The organism is Micromonospora sp. NPDC047620, assembly GCF_043205005.1.
Taxonomy (GTDB): Bacteria; Actinomycetota; Actinomycetes; order Mycobacteriales; family Micromonosporaceae; genus Micromonospora.
On sequence record NZ_JBIDDG010000048.1, the window covers coordinates 17,655 to 40,919 of the forward strand.

Genomic DNA, 23,265 nt, shown 5'->3' on the forward strand with positions numbered 1-23,265 from the left:
GGTACGGAGGGTGGCCCGGCCGGTGGTCGTCGGGGTCAACTCAGGCGGCCTTCCGTCCGGTATTGGTGGCGGGTTTCCGGCGGTCTTGGACACCGGCGACCCGGGCGCGGCGCTCCTCGATGCCGACCAGGTCGTCCGGCGGCGCGTCGGGCACCTCGTCGTCGAACCGGGCGAGGGTCGGCGTGAGCAGCGACACCAGCGCCGTCAGCGCGATGCACACCCCGAACAGCACGTACAGCAGGCCGTGGCCGCGGCCCGGACCGACGCCGATCACCGCGCCGACCGTGGCGGCGAGCGCGCCGTCGGGCAGCAGCATCGGCTCGGCGACCCGGGCGGCGAACGGGGCGACGACGCCCCAGCCCAACGGCAGGGTGGACTGCGCGACCATCTGGTTGAGCGCGAAGACCCGGCCGTGGACGCGCGCCGGCACCTTGGTCTGGATGATCGTGTGGTAGACGCCGTTGACGATGCCGAGGGCCAGGTAGATGCCGAACGCGCCCGCGCCGACGAGCAGCAGGTTCGGTCGCAGCCCGGTCAGTACGGCGGCCACCGCGATGCCGCAGGTGCCCAGCAGCACCGCCCGCATCCGGCGTCGGCGGGGGCCGCCCCAGATCAGCATCACCAGGCCGCCGACGGCCGCGCCGACCCCGCCGGCGAGCGCGACCCGGGCCACCTCGTCCAGGTCGGCGAAGCCGAGCACGAGCGGGGAGAGCAGGAACAGCACCGGGAACAGGAAGAAGTTCAGCGCCGCGAAGAACGCCAGCATGGCGCGGAACTCCCGGCGGCGCAGTGAGTACCGGAAGCCGGCGACGATCTCGGCGCCGATGCCCTCGCGCCGTTGCAGCGCCAGGGTGCGCGGGAACCGCACGGCCGCCAGGACACCGATCGCGAACAGGTACGACGCCACGTCGATGAGCAGGATGCCCCGCAGCCCGACGGCCTGCAGCAGGGCCACGGCGAGCAGCGGCACGGTGAACTGGGTGAGGCCGACGGCGGTCTGGGTCAGACCGTTGGCGTGGCCGAGGTAGCGCTTGGGCACCAGCTGCGGCAGCGCCGAGACGAATGCGAGGCGCTGGAACGCCAGCGCCACCGACAGCCACGCCGTCAGCGGGTAGAAGTGCCACACCTCGGCCCGGTCGACGAGCACGAGCCCGGCCAGCACCGCGTTGGCGCCGCCGGCGGCCGCGTTGGCCAGCAGCAGGACCCGCCGCCGGCTGGTCCGGTCGACCAGCGCCCCGGCCAGCGGGGCGACGAGCAGGCCGGGCAGCAGGCCCAGCACGGCGAAGAGGGCGAACCGGGCGAGCGACCCGGTCTCGGTGTAGATCCACAGCGGGATCGCGAAGGTGGTCAGCGCGGTGCCCAGGCCGGAGACGATCTGGCCGGTGGCGACCAGGCCGAAGCGGCGCATGCTGGGCGGCGGTGCGGTGTCCGCCGGGGTGTCGGCCCCCGGTGGTGGGGGGCCGGCGGGCCGGTGGGAGACGGCGGCGAGCTGCCAGGCGGGCCGAGCGGCGTCCGGTTCGGCCGGCGCGGGTGGCGGCCCGTCGAGGCGCCGGTGCACGTCCGTGACGATCTCCGCCAGCTCGGCGGCCCGGTACTTGAGGAAGTAGTGCCCGCCCTCGTCGACCACCGCCAGGGCGGTGCGGTCGGAGAGGAAGTGCCACTCCCGGTACCGCTCCTCGTGGTAGTCGGTGCTGCGGTCGCGTTCGCCGACCACCGAGATGACGGGCGCGCGCAGCGAGGTGACCCGCTGGCGCATCAGGTCGGTGAAGTAGTCGTCGGAGACCTCGGCGTCGTGGCGCATCGCCCGGATCAGGAACCGGACCTCGTCGGGCGCGAGCGACCCGACGGCGGTGCCCTGCGCCTGCAGCCAGGTGCGGTAGATCCGGTCGCTGCGCAGGCGTTCGGCCAGCCGCAGCCGCAGCAGCGGACCGAGCGGGCCGCCGGCCGGCCGGGCGAACGGGAAGACCGCGCCGAGGTACACCGCCAGCAGGTCCCTGCCGGCGGCCTCCAGCCGGCGGGCGACCTCCACGGCCAGCGCGCCGCCGGGGCCGCAGTGTCCGTAGAGGATCAGTGGGCCCTCCACTCGGGCCAGGATCTCCGCGACGACGTCGGCGGCGACGTCGGCGATGGGCGCGGGCTCGTCGGCGAGGCCGATGTCGTGCCCGGGCACGGCCACCGACAGCAGCCGGTACCCGGCCGGCAGCGCGTCGGCCAGCGGTTGGTACACCACGGCGCTGCCGCCGCCGTACGGGACGCAGACCAGGGTGGCGACCCGGTCGGCGGACGGCACCGGCGGGGTCAGTTCGTGCAGCAGCCCAGCGGGGCCGGCGCCGGCCCCGGCGACGAGGGCGGCCAGCTCGCGTACGGTGCGGTGGCGGAAGAGGTCCATCACGCTGACCGCCGGCGCTTCGGCGCCCACGACGACGGGCAGCTCCCGGCGCAGCCGGGCCACCACCTGGGTGGCCAGCAGCGAGTGCCCGCCCAGGTCGAAGAAGTCGTCGGTGGCGCCGACCTCGGCCACCCCCAGCACGGCCCGCCAGATGCCGGCCACCAGCGTTTCCACCGGCCCGACCGGCGCCACCCGCTCGCCGCCCGGCGGTGCGTCGGTCGGCTCGGGCAGGGCCCGCCGGTCGATCTTGCCGTGCTCCTGCAGCGGCAGCCGGTCCAGGACCATCCAGCGGGTCGGCACCATGTGCTCGGGCAGCCGGTCGGCGAGGCGGCGGCGCAGGCGCGCGGGGTCCGGCCCGTCCGCGCCGGGCGTCGGCTCCAGGTAGGCCACGAGCCGGTCGTCGCGCAGCAGCACCGCTGCCTGCCGTACGCCGGGGCAGTCCCGCAGCGCGGCTTCGATCTCCCCCAGCTCGACCCGGTAGCCGCGGATCTTCACCTGGTGGTCGCGGCGGCCGAGGAAGACCAGCTGCCCGTCGGCGTTCCAGCGGCCGAGGTCGCCGGTGCGGTAGAGGCGGGCGCCCGGGGGTCCGTACGGGTCGGGCACGAACCGCTCGGCGGTGAGGCCGGGGCGGTTCAGGTAGCCGCGCGCGAGCCGGTCGCCGCCGAGGTAGAGTTCGCCGGCCACCCCGACCGGCACCGGGCGCATCCGCTCGTCGAGCACGTACACGCGGGCGTGCGGCAGGGGCCGGCCGATCGGCACCGGGCCGGTGCGCGGGCTGTCGGCGACCACCTCGTGGGTGGCCACGCCGACGGTGGCCTCGGTGGGTCCGTAGTGGTTGAAGACCCGGGCCGGACCGGCGTCGGCGAGCGGGCCGACGCGCTCCAGGTCGGACGCCTCGCCGCCGAGGATCAGCGCGCGGGCGGGCAGCAGCTCGGCCGGCTCGGCGTCGGCGGTGAGCGCCGCCAGGTGCGACGGAGTGATCTTGAGGTAGTCGATGTGTCCGTCGCGCAGCCGCTCGGCCAGTTCGGCGCCGGTGCCGCGGCGGGGCAGCAGGTGCACCGCGCCGCCGGTGGCCAGCGCCAGGTAGAAGAGGGTGACGCTGAAGTCGAACGACATCGACTGCAGCAGCCCGTACCGGGCGGCCGGGACGACCGCGAACCGGTCGGCCACCCCGTCGAGGTAGCGCAGCACCTGCCGGTGCGCCACGGCGACGCCCTTCGGCGTGCCCGTGGAGCCGGAGGTGTAGATGACGTACGCGAGGTTCCCGCCGGTCGCCCCGGTCTCCGGTGCGGTGCCGGGCGCCGCGGCGACCTCGACGGCGATCTCGTCGAGGCAGGCGGTCGGGGCGTCGACGGGCAGTCGGTCCCGCAGGTCCGCGCTGGTGAGCACCACCGTCGGGCGGGCGTCGGCGAGCATCAGGGCCAGCCGGGCGGCGGGCTGCTCCGGGTCCAGCGGCAGGTACGCGCCGCCGGCGCGGAGCACCCCGAGCAGCGTCGCGGCCAGGTCGACGGACTGCTCCAGCAGGACCCCGACCAGCCGCTCCGGGCCGACGCCGCGGGCGCGCAGCACGTGGGCCAGCCGGTTCGCCCGCCGGTCCAGCTCCCGGTAGGTGAGCGTGTCCGGCCCGCAGACCACGGCCGGCGCGTCGGGCGTGGCGGCGACGAAGGGGGTGACGAGGTCGGCCAGGGTGTCCGCCGGGCCGGTAACGCCGGCGCCGGCACCCGGTTGGTCGGCGCGGTGGTCATGGCGTGCCTGGTCTGCGCCGGCGTCGCCACGCCCGGGCCGGGCGAGGGCGAGCACCCGGTCCCCCTCGGCGGGACCGATCAGGTCCAGGTCGACGACGGGCAGGTCCGGCCGGGCGACCGCGGCGCGCAACAGGGTTTCGAGACTGCCGGCCAGCCGGCGTACGGTGGCGGTGTCGAACAGGTCGGTGTTGTGCACGACCATGCAGCGCAGGCCGCCGGCGGTCTCGCCGACGTAGAGCGACAGGTCGAAGCGGGCGGTGGCGGCGTCGGTGCCGACGCCCTCGGCGTGCAGGCCGGCAGGCCAGGGGTCGCCGCCGCGGGCGTAGTTCTGGAGGGTGAACAGCACCTGGAACACCGGGGAGCGGCTGACGTCGCGGGCGACGTTGAGCTCCTTGACCAGCCGTTCGAACGGGATCTCCTGGTGGGCCAGGGCCCGGACCACAGTGGTGCGGGTGCGCCGCAGCAGGGCCGCGAAGCTGGGCTCGGTGGCCGGGGCGTCGGCGGTCGCGGCGACCGGGGAGAGGTCGGCGCGCAGGGCGAGGGTGTTGACGAAGAGACCGACGAGGTTCTCCAGCTCCGGCACCACCCGGCCGGCGACCGGGGATCCGACGGCGAAGTCCCGCTGCCCGCTGTACCGGAACAGCACGGCCTGCAGACCGGTGAGCAGGGTCATGTAGAGGGTGGCCCGGTGGGCGCGGCTGAGCCGGCGCAGGCCGTCGGTGAGGTCGGCGTCGAGGGCGAAGCGGTACGTGGCGCCGGCGTACGACTGCACGGGCGGCCGGGGCCGGTCGGTGGGCAGCTCCAGCGCAGGCACCCCGGCCAGCGCGCGGGTCCAGTACGCGAAGCCGTCACCGGTGGCCGGCCCGTCGAGCCGGTCCCGCTGCCAGGCGGCGTAGTCGACGTAGTCGACGGCCGGGGCCGGGGGCGCGGTGCCACCGTCGCGCAGCGCGGCGTAGGTGGCGGCGAGCTCGCCGAGGAGCAGGTCCAGCGACCAGCCGTCGCTGACGATGTGGTGCATCGCGAGGTGCACGAGGTGCTCGTCGTCGCCGAGCCGCACGACGAGGGCCCGCAGCAGCGGGGCGCGGCCGAGATCGAAGGGGGTGGCGACGGAGGCGGCCACCAGCGCGCGGGCGGCGGCCTCCGACGGTGCAGCGGTGACGCTGACCGGCACCCGCACCTGCGGGAGCACGTGCACCACGGGTTCGCCGTCGGCGTTCTCGACGAACCGCATGCGCAGGCTGTCATGCCGGCCGGCGGTGGCGTCGAGGGCGGCGCGCAGGAGGTCGACGTCCAGCGGCCCGCGCAGCCGGGTGGTCGAGTGGACGACGTACGCGGCGGTGCCGGGGGTGAGCTGTTCGGTGAACCAGATCCGTTCCTGCCCGAACGACAGGCGGGGGTCGGCGGGGGAACGGGTGGCGGTCGGCGCGAGGGCAGGGCTCCGCGACGGTACGTCAACGTTGGTCACACGGGGCCTTCTGGGTGCGGTGACGGACGGGAGCCAGTAGTGTGCACGGCGCAACCAACCCGGTGGATCGGCTGATCGGTCCACTGTGGAGGACATGATCGAGCGATCCGGTGCCCGAGCGGACCGTCGTACCGTCGGGAATGCGATTCACCGACATGGTCGTGCCCGCCGAGTGGGCGTCGGAGACCCTCGTGCACGCCGAGTTCACCGGCGCCGGGGCCGGAACGGCACCGCTGACCTGGGCCCAGCAGGTGCTGTGGCGGGCGCTCACCCGGTTCGGATCCAACCACCGCTTCCTCAACCTGCGGCGCACCGTGGCGGTCTCCGCGCGGGCCGGCGCGGACGTGGCCGCCGCGGCCCGCGCGGTGGGTGAGCTGGTCGGCCGGCACTCCGCGCTGCGCACCCGGCTGCGGGTGAGCGACGGCGAGCCGCGCCAGGAAACGGCGGCGGCCGGGGTGTTGCCGCTGCCGGTGTACGCCGGCGCCGACGACGGATCCGCGGCCGCCGGGGTGGCCGCCGGCCGCCTCGGCGACGTCGCGTTCGACCACGCCGAGGAGTGGCCGCTGCGGGTCGCGCTGGTCACGGTGGACGACCGGGTACGGCAGATCGTGGTGGTGTTCAGCCACACCACCGTGGACGCCCACGCCGCCGAGGTGGTGCTGCGCGACCTGCGGCTGATCCTGCTCCGGGGCGCCCTGCCCACGCCGCCCGGCCCGCAGTCGGCGGAGGTGGCCCGCCACCAGCACGGGGCCGACCGGCGCCGCTCGGAGCGGGCCGTGGCGTACTGGCTGCGGCAGTTCCAGCGCCTGCCCCGCCAGCCGCTGACCCCGACCGGGCCGGGGCTCGACCCTCCGCTGCGCCGGGGCGTGCTGGTCTCCTCCGCCATCGACACCGCCGCCTGGCTGATCGCCGCCCGGCAGCGGGTCAGCGTGTCGGCGGTGCTGCTGGCCGGGTACGCGGCGATGGCGGCCCGCGATTCGGGGCGCGAGCTGTGTGGCCTGTTCCCGATGGCCCACAACCGGTTCCGCATCGAGTACGCCGACGCGGTCGCCAACCTCGGCCAGATCGGCTTCTGCGTGGTGGACCTGACCGGGCGTCCCGACTTCGGCGAGCTGGTGTCCCGGGTCTGGGCCGCGTCCCTGGACGGCCTGCGGCATGCCTACTACGAACCGCCCGCGCTGCGCCACGCCTTCGAGGCCCAGGGCGTCGACCTCGACTCGGCGTTCCTGCCGTACCACTACTTCAACGACGTCCGGCTGCCCACCGGCGGTGCCGAGCCGGCGCCCCGGGCGACCCCCGGCGAGCTACGGGCCGCCATGGAGCGCAGCACCTTCTCCTGGACCGCCGGCCTCCGGCAGGCGGCCTGGCACCTGCTGGCCCACGTGGTCGACGAGCCGGCCGGGGTCGGCGTCACGCTCACCGCCGACACCCGCCACCTTCCGATGGACGCCGTCGAGCCGTTCCTGCGCGGGCTGGAGGAGCTGCTGGTCGAGGCCGCCTTCGCGGCGGTGCCGTGGCCGTGGTCGTCCGCCCGCGCCGGGCTCCCGGCCGCCGCCGGGCCGGTCACCCCCGACGTCACGGGCACCGAGCAGGTGGCATACGCGTCGTTCCACGGCGGGCGCTCCGCGAGCGCGCCGCTGACCTGGGGGCAACGCGCGATGTGGCGCACCGTCGAGGAGTTCGACTCCCCCGCCGCGTACCGGGTGCTGGCTCTCCCCCGCACCCTGACGGTCCCCGCACGGGCCGATCTCACCGTGCCCCGGGCGCTGGACGCCGTCGGCGCGCTGGTCGCCCGGCACGAGTCGCTGCGCACCCGGTTCCGCCTCCGGGACCGCGAGCTGCACCAGGAGGCGGCGGCGACGGGCCGGCTGCCGGTCCTCGTCCACGCCGTGGCCCGACCGGCCGACGACCCCCACGGCCGGGGTGCCGCGGCTGCCCTGACCGCCCGGCTGCGCGAGCCGCGCTTCGACCACGTCGGCGAGTGGCCGCTGCGCGTCGCGGTGGTCACGGTCGACAACCGGGTACGGCAGATCGTCGCGGTGTTCAGCCACTCCGTCGTGGACCTGCACGCCGCCGACACCGTGCTGCGTGACCTGCGGGCGCTCCTGCTGCGCAGCGCGCTGGACACGCCGCCCGGTCTTCAGTCGCTGGACCTCGCCGAGCGGGAACGCCGCGTCGGGACAGGGCGCTCGCAACGGGCCGTGGCGTACTGGGTCCGGCAGTTGGACGGCCTCACCGGGAGCCTGTCCGACCCGGACCGGACCGCGGCGGCGGCCCGCCACCTGCGCGGTTCGCTGGTGTCCCCGACACTGCACCACGCGACCGGGCTGGTGGCGGCCCGCCACGGGGTCAGCACCTCCGACGCCCTGCTGGCGGCGACCGCCGCCGTGCTGGACGCGGACAGCGGGCGGGGCGCCTGCGGAATCGTCGTCATGGCCAACAACCGTTTCCAACCCGACCACGACCGCGCCGTCGGCACCCTGAACCAGATCGGGCTCTGCCGGGTGGACCTGGCCGACCGGCCCGGCTTCGCCGAGCTGCTGTCCCGTACGCGACGCTCGGCCCTGGACGCCTACCGGCACGCCTACTACGACCCCGCCGCGTGGGAGCAGGCGGTCACCGAGCTGGGCCACGACCACCGGACCTTCCTGGCCCCGTTCTGCTACCTCAACGACGCCCGCCTGTCGCGCCCCGCCCGACCCTCGACGGCCGGCCCGGACGAGACCGACGTGCGGGCCATGCTGACCCGAAGCACCGTCCGGTGGCTGCCGGACCTGGCGCAGTTCCCCTGGCGCTGCCGCCTCCAGGTGCGCGACGCGCCCGACGCGGTCGAGCTGATCGTCACCGCCGACACCCGGTACCTCCCGCCCCGGCGGGCCGAGGGGTTGCTGCGCGACGTCGAGGCGCTGCTGGTCGAGGCGGCCTTCGGCGACCCGGCGCGCATCGCGGCAACTCGTTGACTGACCGCAGCCCGACCGTCGCGGCTGAGGCCGTTCAGCCCTCCGGTAACGCCGACGGCCACCGACGAGGCCACCCGGTCTCGGTCACCGACGCCCGACGTTCGACAGTTCGGCGGCGACGTCGGCGGTCGCGACGCGCCGGCGGACCCGGGCCGGCGGGGCGGGCAGGGCACGCCGGTCGACCTTGCCGTTCGCGGTCGCGGGTAGCTCCGGCAGGACCACGTACCGCAGGGGCACCATGTAGTCGGGCAACTGCTGCGCCATGAAGGCGCGCAGCGCGCGTTCGGCCACCCGCTGCGGGTCGGCGTCGCGTTCGGTCACCACGTACGCCACGAGGGTCGCCGCGGCGCCCAGGTCGTCACGCAGCAGCACGACGCTGTTGGCGACGAGCGGGTGCCGGTTGAGCACCGACTCGATCTCGCCGAGCTCCACCCGCTGCCCGCGGACCTTCACCTGGGTGTCGATGCGCCCGCCGTAGTGGAGGTGCCCGCCCGGCGACCACCAGGCCAGGTCGCCGGTGCGGTACACCCGCTGCGGCCGGCCGGCGACATCCGTCTCGACGAACCGCTCCGCGGTCAGGTCGGGCCGCCCGGCGTACCCCCGGGCCAGGCAGTCGCCGCCGAGGACCAGTTCCCCGGGCAGGCCCAGCGGGGCGAGCGCGCCGCGCTCGTCGAGGACGTACGCGGCGACGTTAGTGATCGGCCGGCCGATGGGGACGGTGTCGTCCGGTTCGGGCCGGCGGCACGGCCAGGCGGTGACGTCGATGGCGGCCTCGGTGGGCCCGTACAGGTTGTGCACCTCGACCCGCGGCAGGACGGTGGTGAGCTTGTTGACCAGCTTCGGCGGCAGCGCCTCCCCGCTGCAGATTACCCGGCGCAGGCCGGTGCAGCGGGCCAGGCCGGCCTCCTCGACGAAGAGGGCGAGCATGGAGGGCACGAAGTGCACCGTGGTCACCGACTCGCGGGCGATGACGTCGACCATCTCCTGCGGGTCGCGGTGCGCCTGCGCCTCGGCCGTGACCAGGGTCGCGCCGGTCATGAACGCCCACAGCAGTTCCCACACCGACACGTCGAAGGTGTACGGCGTCTTCTGCAGCACCACGTCGCCGGGGCCGATGCGGTACTCGTCCTGCATCCACACCAGCCGGTTGGCCAGCGACAGGTGCGTCATCTGCACGCCCATGGGCGCCCCGGTCGAGCCGGAGGTGAAGATGACGTACGACAGACCCCGCACCACCTCCGCCGGGGCCCGGTAGCCGCGCCAGTCGACCGGGGCGGCGGGCAGGTCACCGCCCGTCAGCGGCCGTACGGGCACGGACGGCTCGCCGCCGGAGCCCAGCGCGGCCCGCCCCGCGTCGTCGGCCAGCACCAGCGCGGCGTCGGCCGCGCGGAGCATGAGGTCCAGCCGGGGGCGCGGGTGAGACGGATCCAGCGGCAGGTACGCGCCGCCGGCCAGCAGGACGCCGAGCACCGCGACCACCATCTCGGGGCTCCGCTCGGTGCACAGCCCGACGACCGACCCGGGCCCCACGCCCTCGGCGCGCAGCCGCCCGGCCAGCGCCGCCGCCTCGTCCAGGAACTCGCGGTAGGTGCGGTCCCGTCCGCCGCCGCGCAGCGCGACGGCGTCCGGGGTGAGCGCCGCCTGGCGGCAGATCGTCTCGTGCACGGGCGTGCGTGGCGCGGGGGTCGGGGCGGGGTTGAAGCCGAGCAGCGTCGCGCGTTCCGCCGGGCCGACCAGCGCGGCCTCCCGGACCGGCAAATCCGGATGGGCGGCGAGCCAGGCGTGCAGGGTGTCCAGGCGCTCCTGCAGGTACGCGGGATCGCCATGATGCCGGGCGAACCGGACCGGCACCCCGGCCAGGACCGCCGACACCCCGGGGCCACCCGTGGTGGTCTCTGCCAGCACGACGTCCGCGGACGCCGGCTCCTGCTGCCGGCGGCGCGTCTGCGCGCGTACCTGGGTGAGGGTGCTGTCCGGGGAGACGCGCACCAGAACGTCGCCCCGCGGGCCGTGCACGGCGACCGACGTCGCGGCCGAGAGGCGGTGGCAGAGCACGGCCGCCACCGCCGCGACCAGGTCCAGATCGTCGTGGCCGCTCAAGCCGCCACCATCCCGGCCAGCGCGCGCGGCGTGGGGTCGGCGGAGAGCACCTCGACCGGGATACGCACCCCGAACCTGCGCTGCACCTGCGTGATCATGCGGATGAACAGCAGCGATTCACCACCCAGCACGAAGAAGTTCGCGTCCGGCTCGATGTCGGGAGTGCCGAGCATCCTGCCCCACAGCTCCATGATCTCGTCCACCACCTCGGGCTCGCCGGCGCCGACGGAGGCCTGCTCCGGTTCCGCGAAGTCGGCGGCCGGTGCCGCCGGTACGGGGTCGAGCCAGTGCCGGGTACGGGCGAACGGGTACGTGGGCAGCGCGACCCGCCGCGCGCCGCTCTCGCCGCGCACCGCGGCCCAGTCCACGGCCGCCCCGGCGGTCCACAGCCCGCCGAGCCCGGCGAGCACGTCACCAGCGTCGACCTGCGCCCTCGGCCGGGGTTGCAGGGCGAACGCGGGCACCCGCCCCCGGTCCTGCGCCCACCGCCCCGGCCGCGTAGAGCCCGAGCCCGCCGTCGTCTGCCGGGCCATGCCGGTCAGGGCGGTGCCCGGCCCGACCTCGACCAGGACCGGGTCGGGCAGGTCCAGCGCGGTCAGCAGCGCGTCGTGGTAGCGCACCGGGCTGCGCAGCTGCGCGGCCCAGTAGCCCTCGGCACGGGGCAGCCCCCTGCCGAGCAGTACGCCGTCGATGCTGCTGACGACCGGGACGGTGCGGGGTCGCTGGGCGATGCGGTCCGCCTCGGCGCCGAGCAGTCGTGCCGCGTCGGCCATCATCCGCGAGTGGAAGGCGCGCTGCGCGGGCATCGCCCGGCAGTGCACCTCGGCCAGGGCCAGGCGCTCCCGCAGCTCGGCGAGCTGCGCCACCGGCCCGGCCAGCACGGTGAACTCGGGGGCGTTGTACGCGGCCACGTCGACGCCGTCCAGGCCCGCCAGGTGCTCCTCGACGGTGGACGGCGGCGCGAGCACGGCCAGCATGCCGCCCTCGGGCGCGTCCTGCATCAGCCTGCCGCGGGTCGCGACCAGGCGCAGCATGTCGTCGGCGGACATCTCGCCGGCCAGCGCCGCGGCGGCGAACTCGCCGATCGAGTGGCCGATCAACGCCGCCGGGCGGACGCCCCACGACACCAGCAGTTTGCCGAGGGCGAGTTCGTGCAGCGCCAGCGCGGGCTGGGTGACGTCGGTGCGGTGCACGATCCCGTGCGGGTCGTCGTCGACCAGCACGTCGCGCAGGTCCAGCCCCAGGACCGGGGCCAGCAGCGCCGCCCCGTGGTCGAGGTCGGCGCGGAAGGACGGGCAGCGGTCGTAGAGGCCCCGCGACATGGCGGGGAACTCCGCGCCCTGGCCGGGGAACAGGAACACCACGCTGGGCCGGCGCGCCGCCTCGCGGACCGGCGCCTTGGGCAGCCGGGTCAGCGCCGTGGGGACGTCCCGCGCGGCGACCGCGAGCCGGTGCGGGAAGTGCCTGCGGTACGTCTGCGACGTCAGCGCGACATCGCCGGCGGCCAGGTCGGGGCGTTGCCGCAGGTGCTCGCCGAGCTGCTCGGCGGCCTCGCGGACCGCCTCCGGGCTGCGCCCGGACAGCACGATCAGCTCGGTGCGACCGTCGACCACGGCGGGACCGGGCGCGACCGGCCCGTCGGCCTCCTCCAGCACCACGTGGGCGTTGGTGCCGCCGAGGCCGAAGGAGCTGACCGCCGCCCGGCGTGGGCCGCCGGCGGAGTCCCACTGCCGGGCCACGCTGTCCACGGTGAACGGGGTCGACCCGTCGAGCAGCTCGGGGCGGGCCTGCTTGAGGCCGGCCAGCGGCGGGATCTGCCGGAAGTGCAGCGCCAGCGCGGCCTTGATGAGCCCGGTGACGCCGGCGGCCGCGTCGAGGTGGCCGACGTTGGCCTTGACCGAGCCGATCGAGCACGGCTGCTCGCCGCGCCGGAACACCTCGGTCAGCGCCGCCAGCTCGATCGCGTCGCCGACCTCGGTGGCGGTGCCGTGCGCCTCGAGGTAGCCGACGGTCGCGGGGTCGACGCCGGCGGCGGCGTACGCGCGCGTCAGCACGTCGACCTGTCCGGCGATGCCGGGCGCGGTGTAGCCGACCTTCATGCCGCCGTCGTTGTTCACCGCCGAGCCCTTGATCAGGGCGTACACGGTGTCCCCGTCGCGGCGGGCGTCCTCGGCGCGTTTGAGCGCCACCATGGCGACGCCGTTGCCGGGGACGGTCCCGTCGGCCGTGGCGTCGAAGGGCCGGCACGTGCCGTCGGGCGACATGATGCCCTTCGTCTCGTAGAGGTAGCCGGCCTGCTGCGGCACGGCCACGCAGGCGCCGCCGGCGAGCGCGACGTCCGAGTCGCCGGTGCGCAGGCTCTGGCACGCCAGGTGCACCGCCACCAGCGACGTCGAGCAGGCGGTCTGCACGGTGACGGCGGGGCCGCCCAGGTCCAGCCGGTACGCGATCTTCGCGGCCAGGTGGTCCTTCTCGTTGCCCAGCACCACCGACAGCAGCCCCTGGGTCTCGACCAGGCCGGGCTGCGCGAACACGTGGTGCAGCGCGTAGTAGTTGAACCCGGCCCCGGCGAACACGCCGACCCGGCCGAAGGGCTCGCGGGTGGCCAGGCCGGCGGACTCCAGCGTGGCCCACGCCGTCTGCATCAGCAGCCGGTGCTGCGGATCCATGGTCTCGGCCTCCCGCGGCGTGATGCCGAAGAAGGCGGCGTCGAACAGGTCCGGGTCGGCCAGCACGCCGCGCGCCGGCACGTACGCCGGGTCGTCGAGGCGGTCGGCGGGCACGCCCGCGGCCAGCAGCTCGCCGCGGGTCAGCTCGCTGATCGTGATCTTCCCGGCGGCCACGTTGGACCAGTACTCCCAGACGTCGGCGGCGCCGGGGAACCGGCCCGCCATGCCTACGATCGCAATGTCGCCGTTCATCAGGATGCGCCTGCTCCTTCGGTCTGTGCGTGCAGATGCCGGGCCAGCGTCTGGACGGTCGGGAAGCGGTAGAGGTCGGTCAGCGCGACGGCCCGGCCGGCCAGCCGCTCCTGGAGCAGCCGGCGCACGATGGCGAGCCGCAGCGACTCCCCGCCGACGTCGAAGAACGCCTCGTCGACGTCGAAGTCGTCGGTGCCCAGCGCCTCCACCCAGGCCCCCGTCACCAGCTCCTCGAACTCGGCGAGCGACGCGGAGCGCTGGGCCGGCACCCGCGCCGGCTGCCCGGCCGTCGCGTCGGCGGTCGCCTCGTCGCTCGCCGTCGCAGCGGCGGACAACGCGGCAACGGCGGGCGTCGCGGCGGCGGGCTGCGGCACCGCGACCAGTGCGCCCAGGGCACGGAGGTCGACCTTGCCGTTGCGGTCGAGCGGGAACTCGGCCACGGTCACCCACTGCTGCGGCCGGGCGTAGGGGGCCAGCTCGGCATCCACCGCGCGGCGCACGTCGGCCACGACAAGGCCCTCGGGCGCGGGCTTCAGCGCGGCGCACAGGCGTACGCCCGACCCCGACACCGGGTCGCCGGTGGTGAACACCACCGCGTCCTGCACCCCGGGCCGCGCGCGCAGCCGGCGCTCGACATCGACCAGCTCCACCCGGTGCCCGGCGATCTTCACCTGGCGGTCGTTGCGGCCCAGGAAGCGCAGCTGCCCGTCCGCGCCCCAGCGCACCAGGTCCCCGGTGCGGTACAGGCGCACCCCCAGGCCCGCGTGCCGCACGAACGACGCGTCGGTGCGCACGGGGTCGTTGAGGTAGCCGTCGGCGAGCCCGCCGCCCGCCGCCCACAGTTCGCCGATCGCGCCCGGCGGGACGAGGCGCCCCGACGGGTCGACGACATGCAGGTCGGTGCCGTGCACCGCCGCGCCGATCGGCAGCGGGTCGGGCGTCGCGTCGGCGTGCTCGACCGAGTACGTCGTGGTGAACGTGGTGTTCTCGGTGGGGCCGTAGCCGTTGGTGAGCCGCAGCCCCGGGCAGGCCCGCAGCGCCCGGCGCACGTGCGCCGGGGAGACCACGCCGCCGCCGGTGAACAGCTGCCGCAGCCCGGCGAACGCGTCCGGGCGGTGGTCGGCGACCAGGTGGAACACGCCCGAGGTGAGCCAGGCGTGGGTGATCCCGGCGGTGTGCAGGAACCCGGCCAGGCCGCTCGGCGTCGGTTCGCCGGGCGGGAACACGATGACGGTGTCGCCGTTGGCGAGCGGCACCAGCAGCTCCAGCGTGGACGCGTCGAACGCCAGTGGGGACAGCCGCATCATCCGCAGGCCCGCCCGGTCGGCGAACAACCGCGGGTCGTCGGCCAGCCGCAGCACGGCCCGGTGCGGCACGACCACTCCCTTGGGCACGCCCGTGGAGCCCGAGGTGAAGGAGACGTACGCGGCCCGCGCCGGGTCGGCCGGCGCCGCCTCGACCGGGCCGTTGTCGGACGGCGCGTGGTCGGCCGCCGCCGAGCTGGCCCAGCCCGGCGCGCCCCCGAGCGCCTCGACCGGGCCGTCTCCCGGCTGCGCCGACCTGCCCAGGTGGGCAAGTGGGCAGTCGGCGGCGCCCGACCACTCGGGGCCGGGCGCGTCCACGCCGAGGCGGGCCCGCGGCCCGACGGCGGCGGCCAGGTGCGCCCGCCACTCGCCGGTGGCGTGCTGGTCGACCGCGACGTAGTGCGCGCCCAGCCGTAACACACCCAGCACCGCGACCGCCTCGGCCGCCGAGCGCGGCACCTCCAGGATCACCGCGTCGCCGGCGCGCACGCCGTGCGCGTGCAGCAGCCGCGCCTGCTCGACCGCGTGGTCGTGCAGCTCGCGGTAGGTCAGCGTGAGCCCGGCGTGCGGGTCGACCAGCGCGATGCGTTCGCCCGCGGCCTCCGCGTGCGCCGCGAACCGGCTCCACACGTCGTCGGCGGTGTCGTGCGGCCCGCCCGCGCCCAGCGACCGCAGCCGGGCGTGCTGCCCCGCCGACAGGGTCGTGACGTCGCGCAGGGTCGCGTCCGGGTCGGCGGCCATCTCCCGCAGCGCCGCCTGGAACGACTCGGCCAGCTCCCCGGCGTCGGCGGCGGTGAGCGCCGACGTGGCGTACTCCAGGGCGAAGCGGGGGCGTTCGGTCCACGACTGGAGGTAGAGCAGCGCGTCGAACACGGCACCGTGGCAGTGGCCCTCGTGCACCCGCCAGGTGCGCCCGCCCGCGACCAGCTCGTCGGGCACCAGCTCGTGGTGGGCGGCGAAGCCGAGCTGCGCGAGCGGGTTGCGGCCCGGGTCGGTGGTGACGCCGAGCCCGGAGACGACCCGCTCGAACGGCACGTCGGCGTCGGCGGCCGCCTCGGCCATCGCGTCGGCGACGCCGCGTACGTGGTCGCGCACGCTGACGTCGTCGGGCGCGGCGCAGCGCACGGGGACGGCCCGGGTGCACAGGCCCACGATGGCGTCCATGCCCGCCTCGAAGCGGCCCGCCGCCGGCACCCCGAGCACCAGGTCGGTCAGGCCGGCGCGGCGGGACGCGGCCAGCGCCCACGCCGCCATGGCCACCGACGTCACCGTCACCCGGCAGTGCCGGGCCAGTTCGGTCGCGGCCTGCGCCGCCCCGGCGTCGAGGTGGAAGTGCAGGCGCGCGCCGCGCCCGTCGGCCTCGACGACCGGCGGCAGGTCGGTGGGCAGCGCCACCGTCCACGGCGCGCCGTCCAGCCGGGCCGCGATCCGGGCCAGCGCCTCGTCCACCGCCCCGGCCTTCTCCCGCGCGGCGAGCCGCGAGCCGATCCAGTCGGGCGACGGCGCGGGGCCCGCCGGACCGGCGCCGGCGTAGAGCTCGGCGAACTCGCGCCAGAGCACCCCGATGCTCCAGCCGTCGCTGATCGTGTGGTGCACCAGCATGGTGAGCAGGTCCCGCTGCCCGGCACGGGTCAGCACGAAGACGACCGGCGGCTGCTCGAAGGGGCGCAGCAACCGCGCGGCCGACCGGCCGTAGAGGTCGTGCACGGCGCGTACCGGGTCGTCGCCGGGCAGCGTCTGGTGCAGCAGCCGGGGCTCGTACGGCGCGGGCAGCACGATCCGGGCCTGGCGTGGGTCGCGGACGAACCGGGTGCGCAGCGCCTCGTGGCGGGTCGTCAGCTCGCGCAGCGCCGAGCGGGTCCGGGCCGCGTCGAGCGGCCCGTCCGCCTCGAGGGTGAACATCAGGTGGTACGGCGCGTCCTGGTCGAGCAGGTGCGCGGCCAGCATGGACCGCTGGCCGGGCAGCAGCTCCAGCTCGGCGGGCCGCTGGGCGGCCAGCGGCGGCGCGGTGTCCACGTGGTCCACCGCGCCGGCCAGTGCCTGCGCCAGCGGCAGCGCCGACAGCAGCCGGGCGCTCTCCACGTGCGCGCGCAGCTCCCGCTGGCCGAGCGACACCAGCGCGATGGCCTGCAGCGAGGTGCCGCCCAGGCCGACGAACGACTCGGTGGCCGCCGCGTCCCGGAGTTGCTCGGGGGCGAGGCCGAGCACCTGCGCGGCGAGCGGCGCCCAGGCGGTGAGGTCGGGGGCGGCCATCAGACGCTCTCCGCCACGGGCCTGTCCAGCGGCACCTGGCCGGCGATGTCGCGCAGGTCGGCGAAGCGGGGGTTCTCCAGCACGTGGCCGAACATCACCGCGAGGTTGAGTTCCTGGCGGATCAGGGTGCTCAGCCGCAGCGCGCTGAGCGAGTGGCCGCCGAGGTCGAAGAAGTCGTCCTCGTCGTCGACGGTGTCGACGCCGAGCACCTCCATCCACAGCTGTTCGAGCTCGGCCACCCAGGTTCGGTCGGGTACGTCGCGCATCAGTGGTGCCTCTCTGTGTCCAGTCGGGTCGCGGGGGCGTCCAGGTAGTGCCGGGTGGCCGCGAAGGGGTAGGTGGGGGCGGGCACGCGGCGCCGGCCGGTGTCGTGCGCGGGGTCCCAGGCGTCGACGACGCCGAGTTGCCACAGCGCGCCGACGGTCGCCAGCAGCCGGGCGTGCCGGTCGGCGGGCAGTGCGGGCTGGTCCGGGCCCAGGTGCGGGGTGACGCTCGTGCCGACCTCGATCCAGAGCACCTGGTCGAGGTCGACGGGCGGCGTCGCCGGCGCGGGCGGTTCGGCCGCCTGCGCCCGCCAGTACGCGAGGTCGTCGTACTCGGTCAGCGGCGCTCCGCCGGACGTGTGGACGGGCAGGTCGGGCGGGCCGAACCGGCTGCCGTCGACGTCGGCGCCGCGGATCAGCGCCAGCGCGTCCGCGACGGACATGATCCCGGCCACGACCGCGCAGGCCACCGCGCCGAGGCCGACGCCGGCCAGGGCCCGCGGTGCCACGCCCCGGCTGCGCAGCGAACGCGCCAGGCCGACGCAGGCCAGCAGCCGGGTGCAGCGCTCCCGGACGGACTCGTCGAGGTCGCGCCCGCGCAGCAGCGCCACGCCCTCGTCGACGATCTGGCGGTACACCGGGTCGGCGTCGTAGTTGGGCCGGTTGCCGGTCAGCTCGCCGGCCCCGGTGAGGTGCAGCGCCACACCACGTGCCCGCGCCTTGGCCACGACCTGCCGGACCGTCGGCGGCGAGCCGTGCGGTCCGGTCAGGAACGCGGCCCGCCACGGCAGCTCCGCCCGGCCGGTCCGCAGCGTGTACGCGAGGTCGGCCAGCTCCCCGGGCGCGGTCCCGGCCACACCCGCGACGGCGCGGTCCAGGCTGTCCTGCGCCGCGGCGGCGGTCTTGGCGGAGACCAGGACCAGCTCGGTGACGTGGCGGCGCGGCCGGGGCCGGGCGGCCGGGGCCTCCTCCAGCACGACGTGGGCGTTGGTGCCGCCGATGCCGAAGGCGCTGACCCCGGCCCGGCGTACGCCGTCGATCGGCGCCCACGGCCGGGCCGCCGCCGGCAGCTCGAACACCGAACCGTCCAGCCGGACCGCCGGGTTGGGCGTGGCGAGGTGGGCGATCGGCGGGATCACGCGGTGCTTCAGCGCCAGCACCGTCTTGATCAGGCCGATCACCCCGGCGGCGGTGTCCAGGTGCCCGACGACCGACTTGGCCGCGCCGAGCGCGCAGGGCGCCCGGTCGGGCCGGTCGCTGTCGAAGACCTGCCGCAGCGCCGCCACCTCGATCGGGTCGCCGAGCGCGGTGCCGGTGCCGTGGGTCTCGACCAGGCCGATGGTGTCCGGGTTGACGCCGGCCACGCTCAGCGCCGCCGAGATCACGCCGGCCTGGCCGGTGGGGCCGGGCGCGGTGAAGCCCGCCTTGCGGGCGCCGTCGTTGTTGACCGCGCAGCCGCGGATCACCGCGTGCACGGTGTCGCCGTCGCGCAGGGCGTCGGTGAGTCGCTTGAGCACCACGACGCCCGCGCCGTCGCCGGGCACGGTGCCGTCGGCCGCGGCGTCGAAGGCCCGGCACCGGCCGTCGGCGGAGAAGATCCCGCCGGGCTCGTGCAGGTGCCCGCGCCGCGTCGGTGGGGCCACCGTGGCGCCCCCGGCCAGCGCCAGGTCGGCGTCGTACGTCAGCAGGGCCTGCGCCGCCTGGTGCACCGCGAACAGCGACGTCGAGCAGGCGGTCTGCAGCGTCAGCGCCGGGCCCTGCAGGTTCAGCTTGTACGCGATCCGGGTGCCGGCGAAGTCCTTGTCGCTGCCGATGATCAGCCCCAGGCCGCCGGCCGCCTCGACGGCGCGCTCGTCGGGCCACACGTTGTCGAGCAGGTAGACGTTCAGGCCGGTGCCGACGTACACCCCGATGCGGTTGCCGTCGGCGGCGACCGGCGGGTGGCCGGCGTGCTCCAGCGCGGCCCAGGCGCACTCCAGCAGGATCCGCTGCTGCGGGTCCATCAGCGCGCTGTCCGACGGCGAGTAGCTGAACAGCCGGTGGTCGAAGCAGTCCGCGTCGCGCAGCACCGCCCGGGCGGGCACGAAGTCGGGCCGCTCCACCAGGTCCTTGGGCACGCCCCAGCCGACGAGCTGCTCGGGGGTGAAGAAGGTGACCGCGTCGATGCCGTTGACCACGTGGTGCCAGAACAGGTCCAGGTCGCGTTCGGCGCCCGGGACGCGGACGGCCATGCCGACCACGGCCACCGCCGCGCTGTCGTCGAACTCAGCCACGGCTGCCTCCCCCGGCCCGGCGGGCGGCGAGCAGGGCGCGGCCCTGGCGGCGCTGCGCGGCGTGCGCGTCGGCGACCACGGGGGTCGCGTGGTGCAGGTGCGCGGCGCAGCCGGCGACCGTGCCGGCGCGGAACAGGTCCGTCACGGAGACCTCCAGGCCCACCTCGGACAGCCGCTGCTGGAGGGCGATCAGCGCGAAGCTGTGCCCGCCCAGGTCGAAGAAGTTGTCGTGCAGCCCGATGTCGCCCCGGCCGAGCACCTCGCCCCAGGCGGCCCGGATCCGCTCCTCCAACCCGGTGCCGGCGGTGTGCTCGCGTCGCGTCGCGGGTGCGGCGGCCGTGCGCGCGGCGCGGCTGTCGGCCAGCAGGCGGGCGCTGTCCACCTTGCCGTGCGCGGTGAGCGGGATCGCCGCGACGGCCAGGATCCGCGACGGCACCATGTACGCCGGCAGGATCGCCCGCACGTGGGCGCGCAGCTCGCGTTCGGCGTCCGGGCCGACCTCGCCGACGACGAAGGCGACCAGTTGGTCGTTCTCGGCCGCGACGGCGCACGAGCGTACCGCCGGGTGGGTCAGGAAGGCGCCCTCGACCTCGGCCAGCTCGACGCGGTAGCCGCGCAGCTGCACCTGGGTGTCGTTGCGGCCGAGGTACACCATGTTTCCGTCGACGCCCCACTTGACCACGTCGCCGGTCTTGTACATGACGCCCCCGCCGTACGGGTCGGGCAGGAAGCGCGTCTGGGTCAGCTCCGGGTTGTCCACGTAGCCGTGCGCGACGAGCACACCGCCGCAGTACAGCTCGCCGGGCACGTTGAGACCGGTCGGCCGCAGGTCCTCGTCCAGGACGTAGCAGCGCCCCGACGGCAGCGGCACACCGATGGTGCCCTCCGTGACCCGGGCCAGCTCGCCGGTGGGCACCTCGACGATCGTGACGTGGATGGTGCCCTCGGTGATGCCGTACATGTTGACGAACACCGCGCGCATGCCCGGCGCGCCGGCGACCAGCGACGTGACCCGCGACCAGCTCAGCGCCTCGCCGCCGAGGACGACGTAGCGGATGCTGGAGACCTCGTCCGCGCCCAGCATCCGCAGGTACGGGGGCAGCAGCCGGTAGAGCGCCCCCGGGGTCTGGAACACCACCGTGACGGCCTCGCGGCGCACCAGCGCGGCGAGCCGCTCCCGGTCCACCAGGTCGGCCTGGTCGGCGACGACCAGCCGGCCGCCGGTGCTCAGCGCCCCCCACATCTCCCACACCGAGGCGTCGAACGAGAACGAGCTGGCGGCCAGCCACACGTCGTCGGCGGTGATGTCGAGGCCGGCGGGGGTGGGGCTGTTCAGCGCGTCCAGGCCGCCGTGCCCGACGATGACGCCCTTGGGCACGCCGGTGGAGCCCGAGGTGTAGATGATGTACGCCTGGTCGCCCGGCCCGGGGAACGTCTCGGCGACCACGGACGCCCCGTCGAGGGTGTGCGCGTCGGCCATCCGGATGTCGCGGCCCCGCGCCAACGCGGCGGCCGCGTCCGCGGTGCCGGCCTCCACCAGCATGATCGGCATGGCGGCGCTGGCCGTGATCAGTTCGAGGCGCTGCTGCGGATACTCCGGGTCCAGCGGCACGTAGACGCCGCCGAGCTTCCAGACGCCGAGGATCGCCGCGATGACCGCGGGCGAGCGGCGCAGCAGCAGTCCGACCCGGTCGCCGCGCCGCACGCCCCGGTCGGCCAGGCCCGCCGCGATCCGCCCGGCCCAGCGGTCCAGTTCGGCGTAGGTGACCTCCACGTCCCGGTGGCGCACCGCCACGGCGTCCGGGGAGTTCGCCACGTGCCCGGCGAACCGGCGCAGCACCGACGGGTGGTCGACGGGCTGCTCCGGGATCGGCGGGTTGAGCCCCTCGGTCAGCAGCAGCCGTTCCGCCTCGTCCACCATGGACGGCGCGGCGCCCGGCTCGTCGACGACCGACCGGAGGAAGGCCAGGTAGTGCGTGAGCAGCGCCGCGACGGTTTCCGGGGTGAACAGCTCGGTGCTGTACTCGGCGCGCAGGAACGGCGCGGCGGTGGACACGTCGAGGGTCAGCCCCAGGTCGAACTTGGTGACGTCGACCTCGACGTCGACCTCGGTCAGCTTCACCCCGTCGAACTCGGGGAACGCGAACGGGAAGTTCTGCAGCGTCAGCGAGGTCTGGAACAGCGGCGCGTGGCTGAGCTGCCGCTCCCCCACCGTGGCCCGCACGATCTGCTCGAACGGCACGTCCTGGTTGGCGAACGCGGCCATGCTGGCCCGGCGGGCCCGCTCGACCAGCTCGGCGAAGCCCGGCCGGCCGGACACGTCGAGCCGGATCGGCAGCGTGTTGACGAGGCAGCCGACGATCCGCTCCTCGGCCTCGTCCATCCGGTTGGCCACCGGCACCCCGACCACCACCTCGTCCTGGCGCGCGTACCGCGACAGCACCGAGGCGTACGCGGCCAGCGTCACCGCGAACAGCGTCGCGCCCCGCGACCTGGCCCACGCGGTGAGCCGCTCGACCAGCTCGGGCTCGACGGGGCGGCGCAGCACCGCGCCACGGGCGCTGAGCACGCTCGGCCGGGGGAAGTCGGTGGGCAGCGCGAGCTGCGGGACGTCCCGCAGCTCGGCGCGCCAGAAGTCCAGCCCGGAGCTGTCGCGCTCCCAGGACTCGCGTTGCCGCTGCGCGTACGCCAGGTAGGACTCCGCCGGTTCGGCGTACGCGGCGGCATCCGGGCCGGACACCGCGGCGTTGTACTCGGCGGCGAGGTCGCGCAGCAGCAGGCCCACCGACCAGCCGTCGCAGGCGATGTGGTGCACCAGCACGGCGAGGGTGTGCTCGTCGGGGCCCCAGGAGCGCAGGAAGGCGCGCAGCACCGGCCCGTCGCCGAGCCGGAACGGGCGCCGGGCCTGCTCGGCCACGAGGGCGTGCAGGAAGGTCTCCTGGGTGTCCCGGTCGGCCCGCCCACCCGCCTGGACGTCGATGTCCGCGTGCGGGGTGGCCGACACCCGCTGGGTGAGCACACCGTCGACCAGGGCGAACGTGGTGCGCAGCGCGTCGTGCCGGGCGACGACGCGGATCAGCGCCCCGCGCAGCGCCTCGGGCTGCAGGGCGCCTCGCAGGTGGACCGCGAAGGCCACCACGTACGCCGGATTGCCGGGCTGGAGCTGGTTGAGGAAATAGAGTCGTTCCTGAGCGAAGGAAGCACGACCGGTACGAACCATGCGTCGATCGTGGTCTGCCGGACGTCCCGCCCGGCAGAGCGACCTTCCCCGCCCCACCAGGGAAAACCTCCCGGTCGGGTGCCGGACACCCACACGTCTTCGCCGGGCACGACTCGGCCCCCGGTCCGGCGGGTCAACCGTCGGACCGGGGGCCGGTCAGGCTGGGTACGCCCGGCAGGTCCCGACAGGGACCAGCCGGCGGATGGCGGTTGGATACGGTTCGGCTGCTCGGGAGGTGCGGCCCGGCCTGGAGCGGCGCGTGGGGTGGGCCCCCCGGGGCCCCCCCCCCCCCCCCCAAAAAAGTACGGGAAAAGCCCCCCCGGTAAAAAAACCCCGTTGGGGGAAACCCCCCCGAGCCCCCGAACAAACCCC

Annotated in this window: 8 protein-coding genes; 1 reads left to right on the plus strand and 7 read right to left on the minus strand. The window is 75.6% G+C overall.

Features of this window, described 5'->3' with window-relative positions; translation table 11 throughout:
• Window positions 1–40: 40 nt before the first annotated feature.
• Window positions 41–5,599: an amino acid adenylation domain-containing protein gene (locus ACGF5C_RS32760; protein ID WP_393307956.1), complete on the minus strand. Its 5,559-nt coding sequence runs from the start codon at window positions 5,597–5,599 to the stop codon at window positions 41–43.
• 140 nt (window positions 5,600–5,739) lie between these two features.
• Here ACGF5C_RS32760 and ACGF5C_RS32765 point away from each other — a divergent pair, with 140 nt between their 5' ends.
• On the plus strand, window positions 5,740–8,559 hold the full coding sequence (locus tag ACGF5C_RS32765; RefSeq protein ID WP_393307958.1) for a condensation domain-containing protein: 2,820 nt from the start codon (window positions 5,740–5,742) through the stop codon (window positions 8,557–8,559).
• Window positions 8,560–8,643: 84 nt separating this feature from the next.
• Here the strand turns inward: ACGF5C_RS32765 and ACGF5C_RS32770 are convergent, their stop codons facing one another.
• From ACGF5C_RS32770 to ACGF5C_RS32795, 6 genes are read right to left on the minus strand one after another with little or no spacing between them, the layout of a single operon-like run.
• The gene (locus ACGF5C_RS32770; protein ID WP_393307960.1) at window positions 8,644–10,659 is read right to left on the minus strand and encodes an amino acid adenylation domain-containing protein; all 2,016 of its coding nucleotides are present in this window, start codon (window positions 10,657–10,659) and stop codon (window positions 8,644–8,646) included.
• Window positions 10,656–13,580 (minus strand): type I polyketide synthase, encoded by a 2,925-nt coding sequence (locus ACGF5C_RS32775; protein WP_393307962.1) that lies wholly within the window; start codon window positions 13,578–13,580, stop codon window positions 10,656–10,658. The genes ACGF5C_RS32770 and ACGF5C_RS32775 overlap by 4 nt, the downstream gene beginning before the upstream one ends.
• A complete protein-coding gene (locus tag ACGF5C_RS32780; RefSeq protein WP_393307964.1) occupies window positions 13,580–17,137 on the minus strand; it encodes an amino acid adenylation domain-containing protein in 3,558 nt (1,185 codons plus the stop codon). The genes ACGF5C_RS32775 and ACGF5C_RS32780 overlap by 1 nt, the downstream gene beginning before the upstream one ends.
• Complete coding sequence (locus tag ACGF5C_RS32785; RefSeq protein ID WP_393307966.1) at window positions 17,137–17,403, minus strand: phosphopantetheine-binding protein; 267 nt, start codon at window positions 17,401–17,403, stop codon at window positions 17,137–17,139. The genes ACGF5C_RS32780 and ACGF5C_RS32785 overlap by 1 nt, the downstream gene beginning before the upstream one ends.
• Window positions 17,403–19,673, minus strand: a complete 2,271-nt coding sequence (locus ACGF5C_RS32790; protein WP_393307968.1) for a beta-ketoacyl synthase N-terminal-like domain-containing protein — start codon at window positions 19,671–19,673, stop codon at window positions 17,403–17,405. The genes ACGF5C_RS32785 and ACGF5C_RS32790 overlap by 1 nt, the downstream gene beginning before the upstream one ends.
• Window positions 19,666–22,893, minus strand: coding sequence for an amino acid adenylation domain-containing protein (locus ACGF5C_RS32795; protein ID WP_393307970.1), 3,228 nt, complete (start codon window positions 22,891–22,893; stop codon window positions 19,666–19,668). Before ACGF5C_RS32795 ends, ACGF5C_RS32790 begins: the two co-directional genes overlap by 8 nt.
• Window positions 22,894–23,265 lie beyond the last annotated feature (372 nt).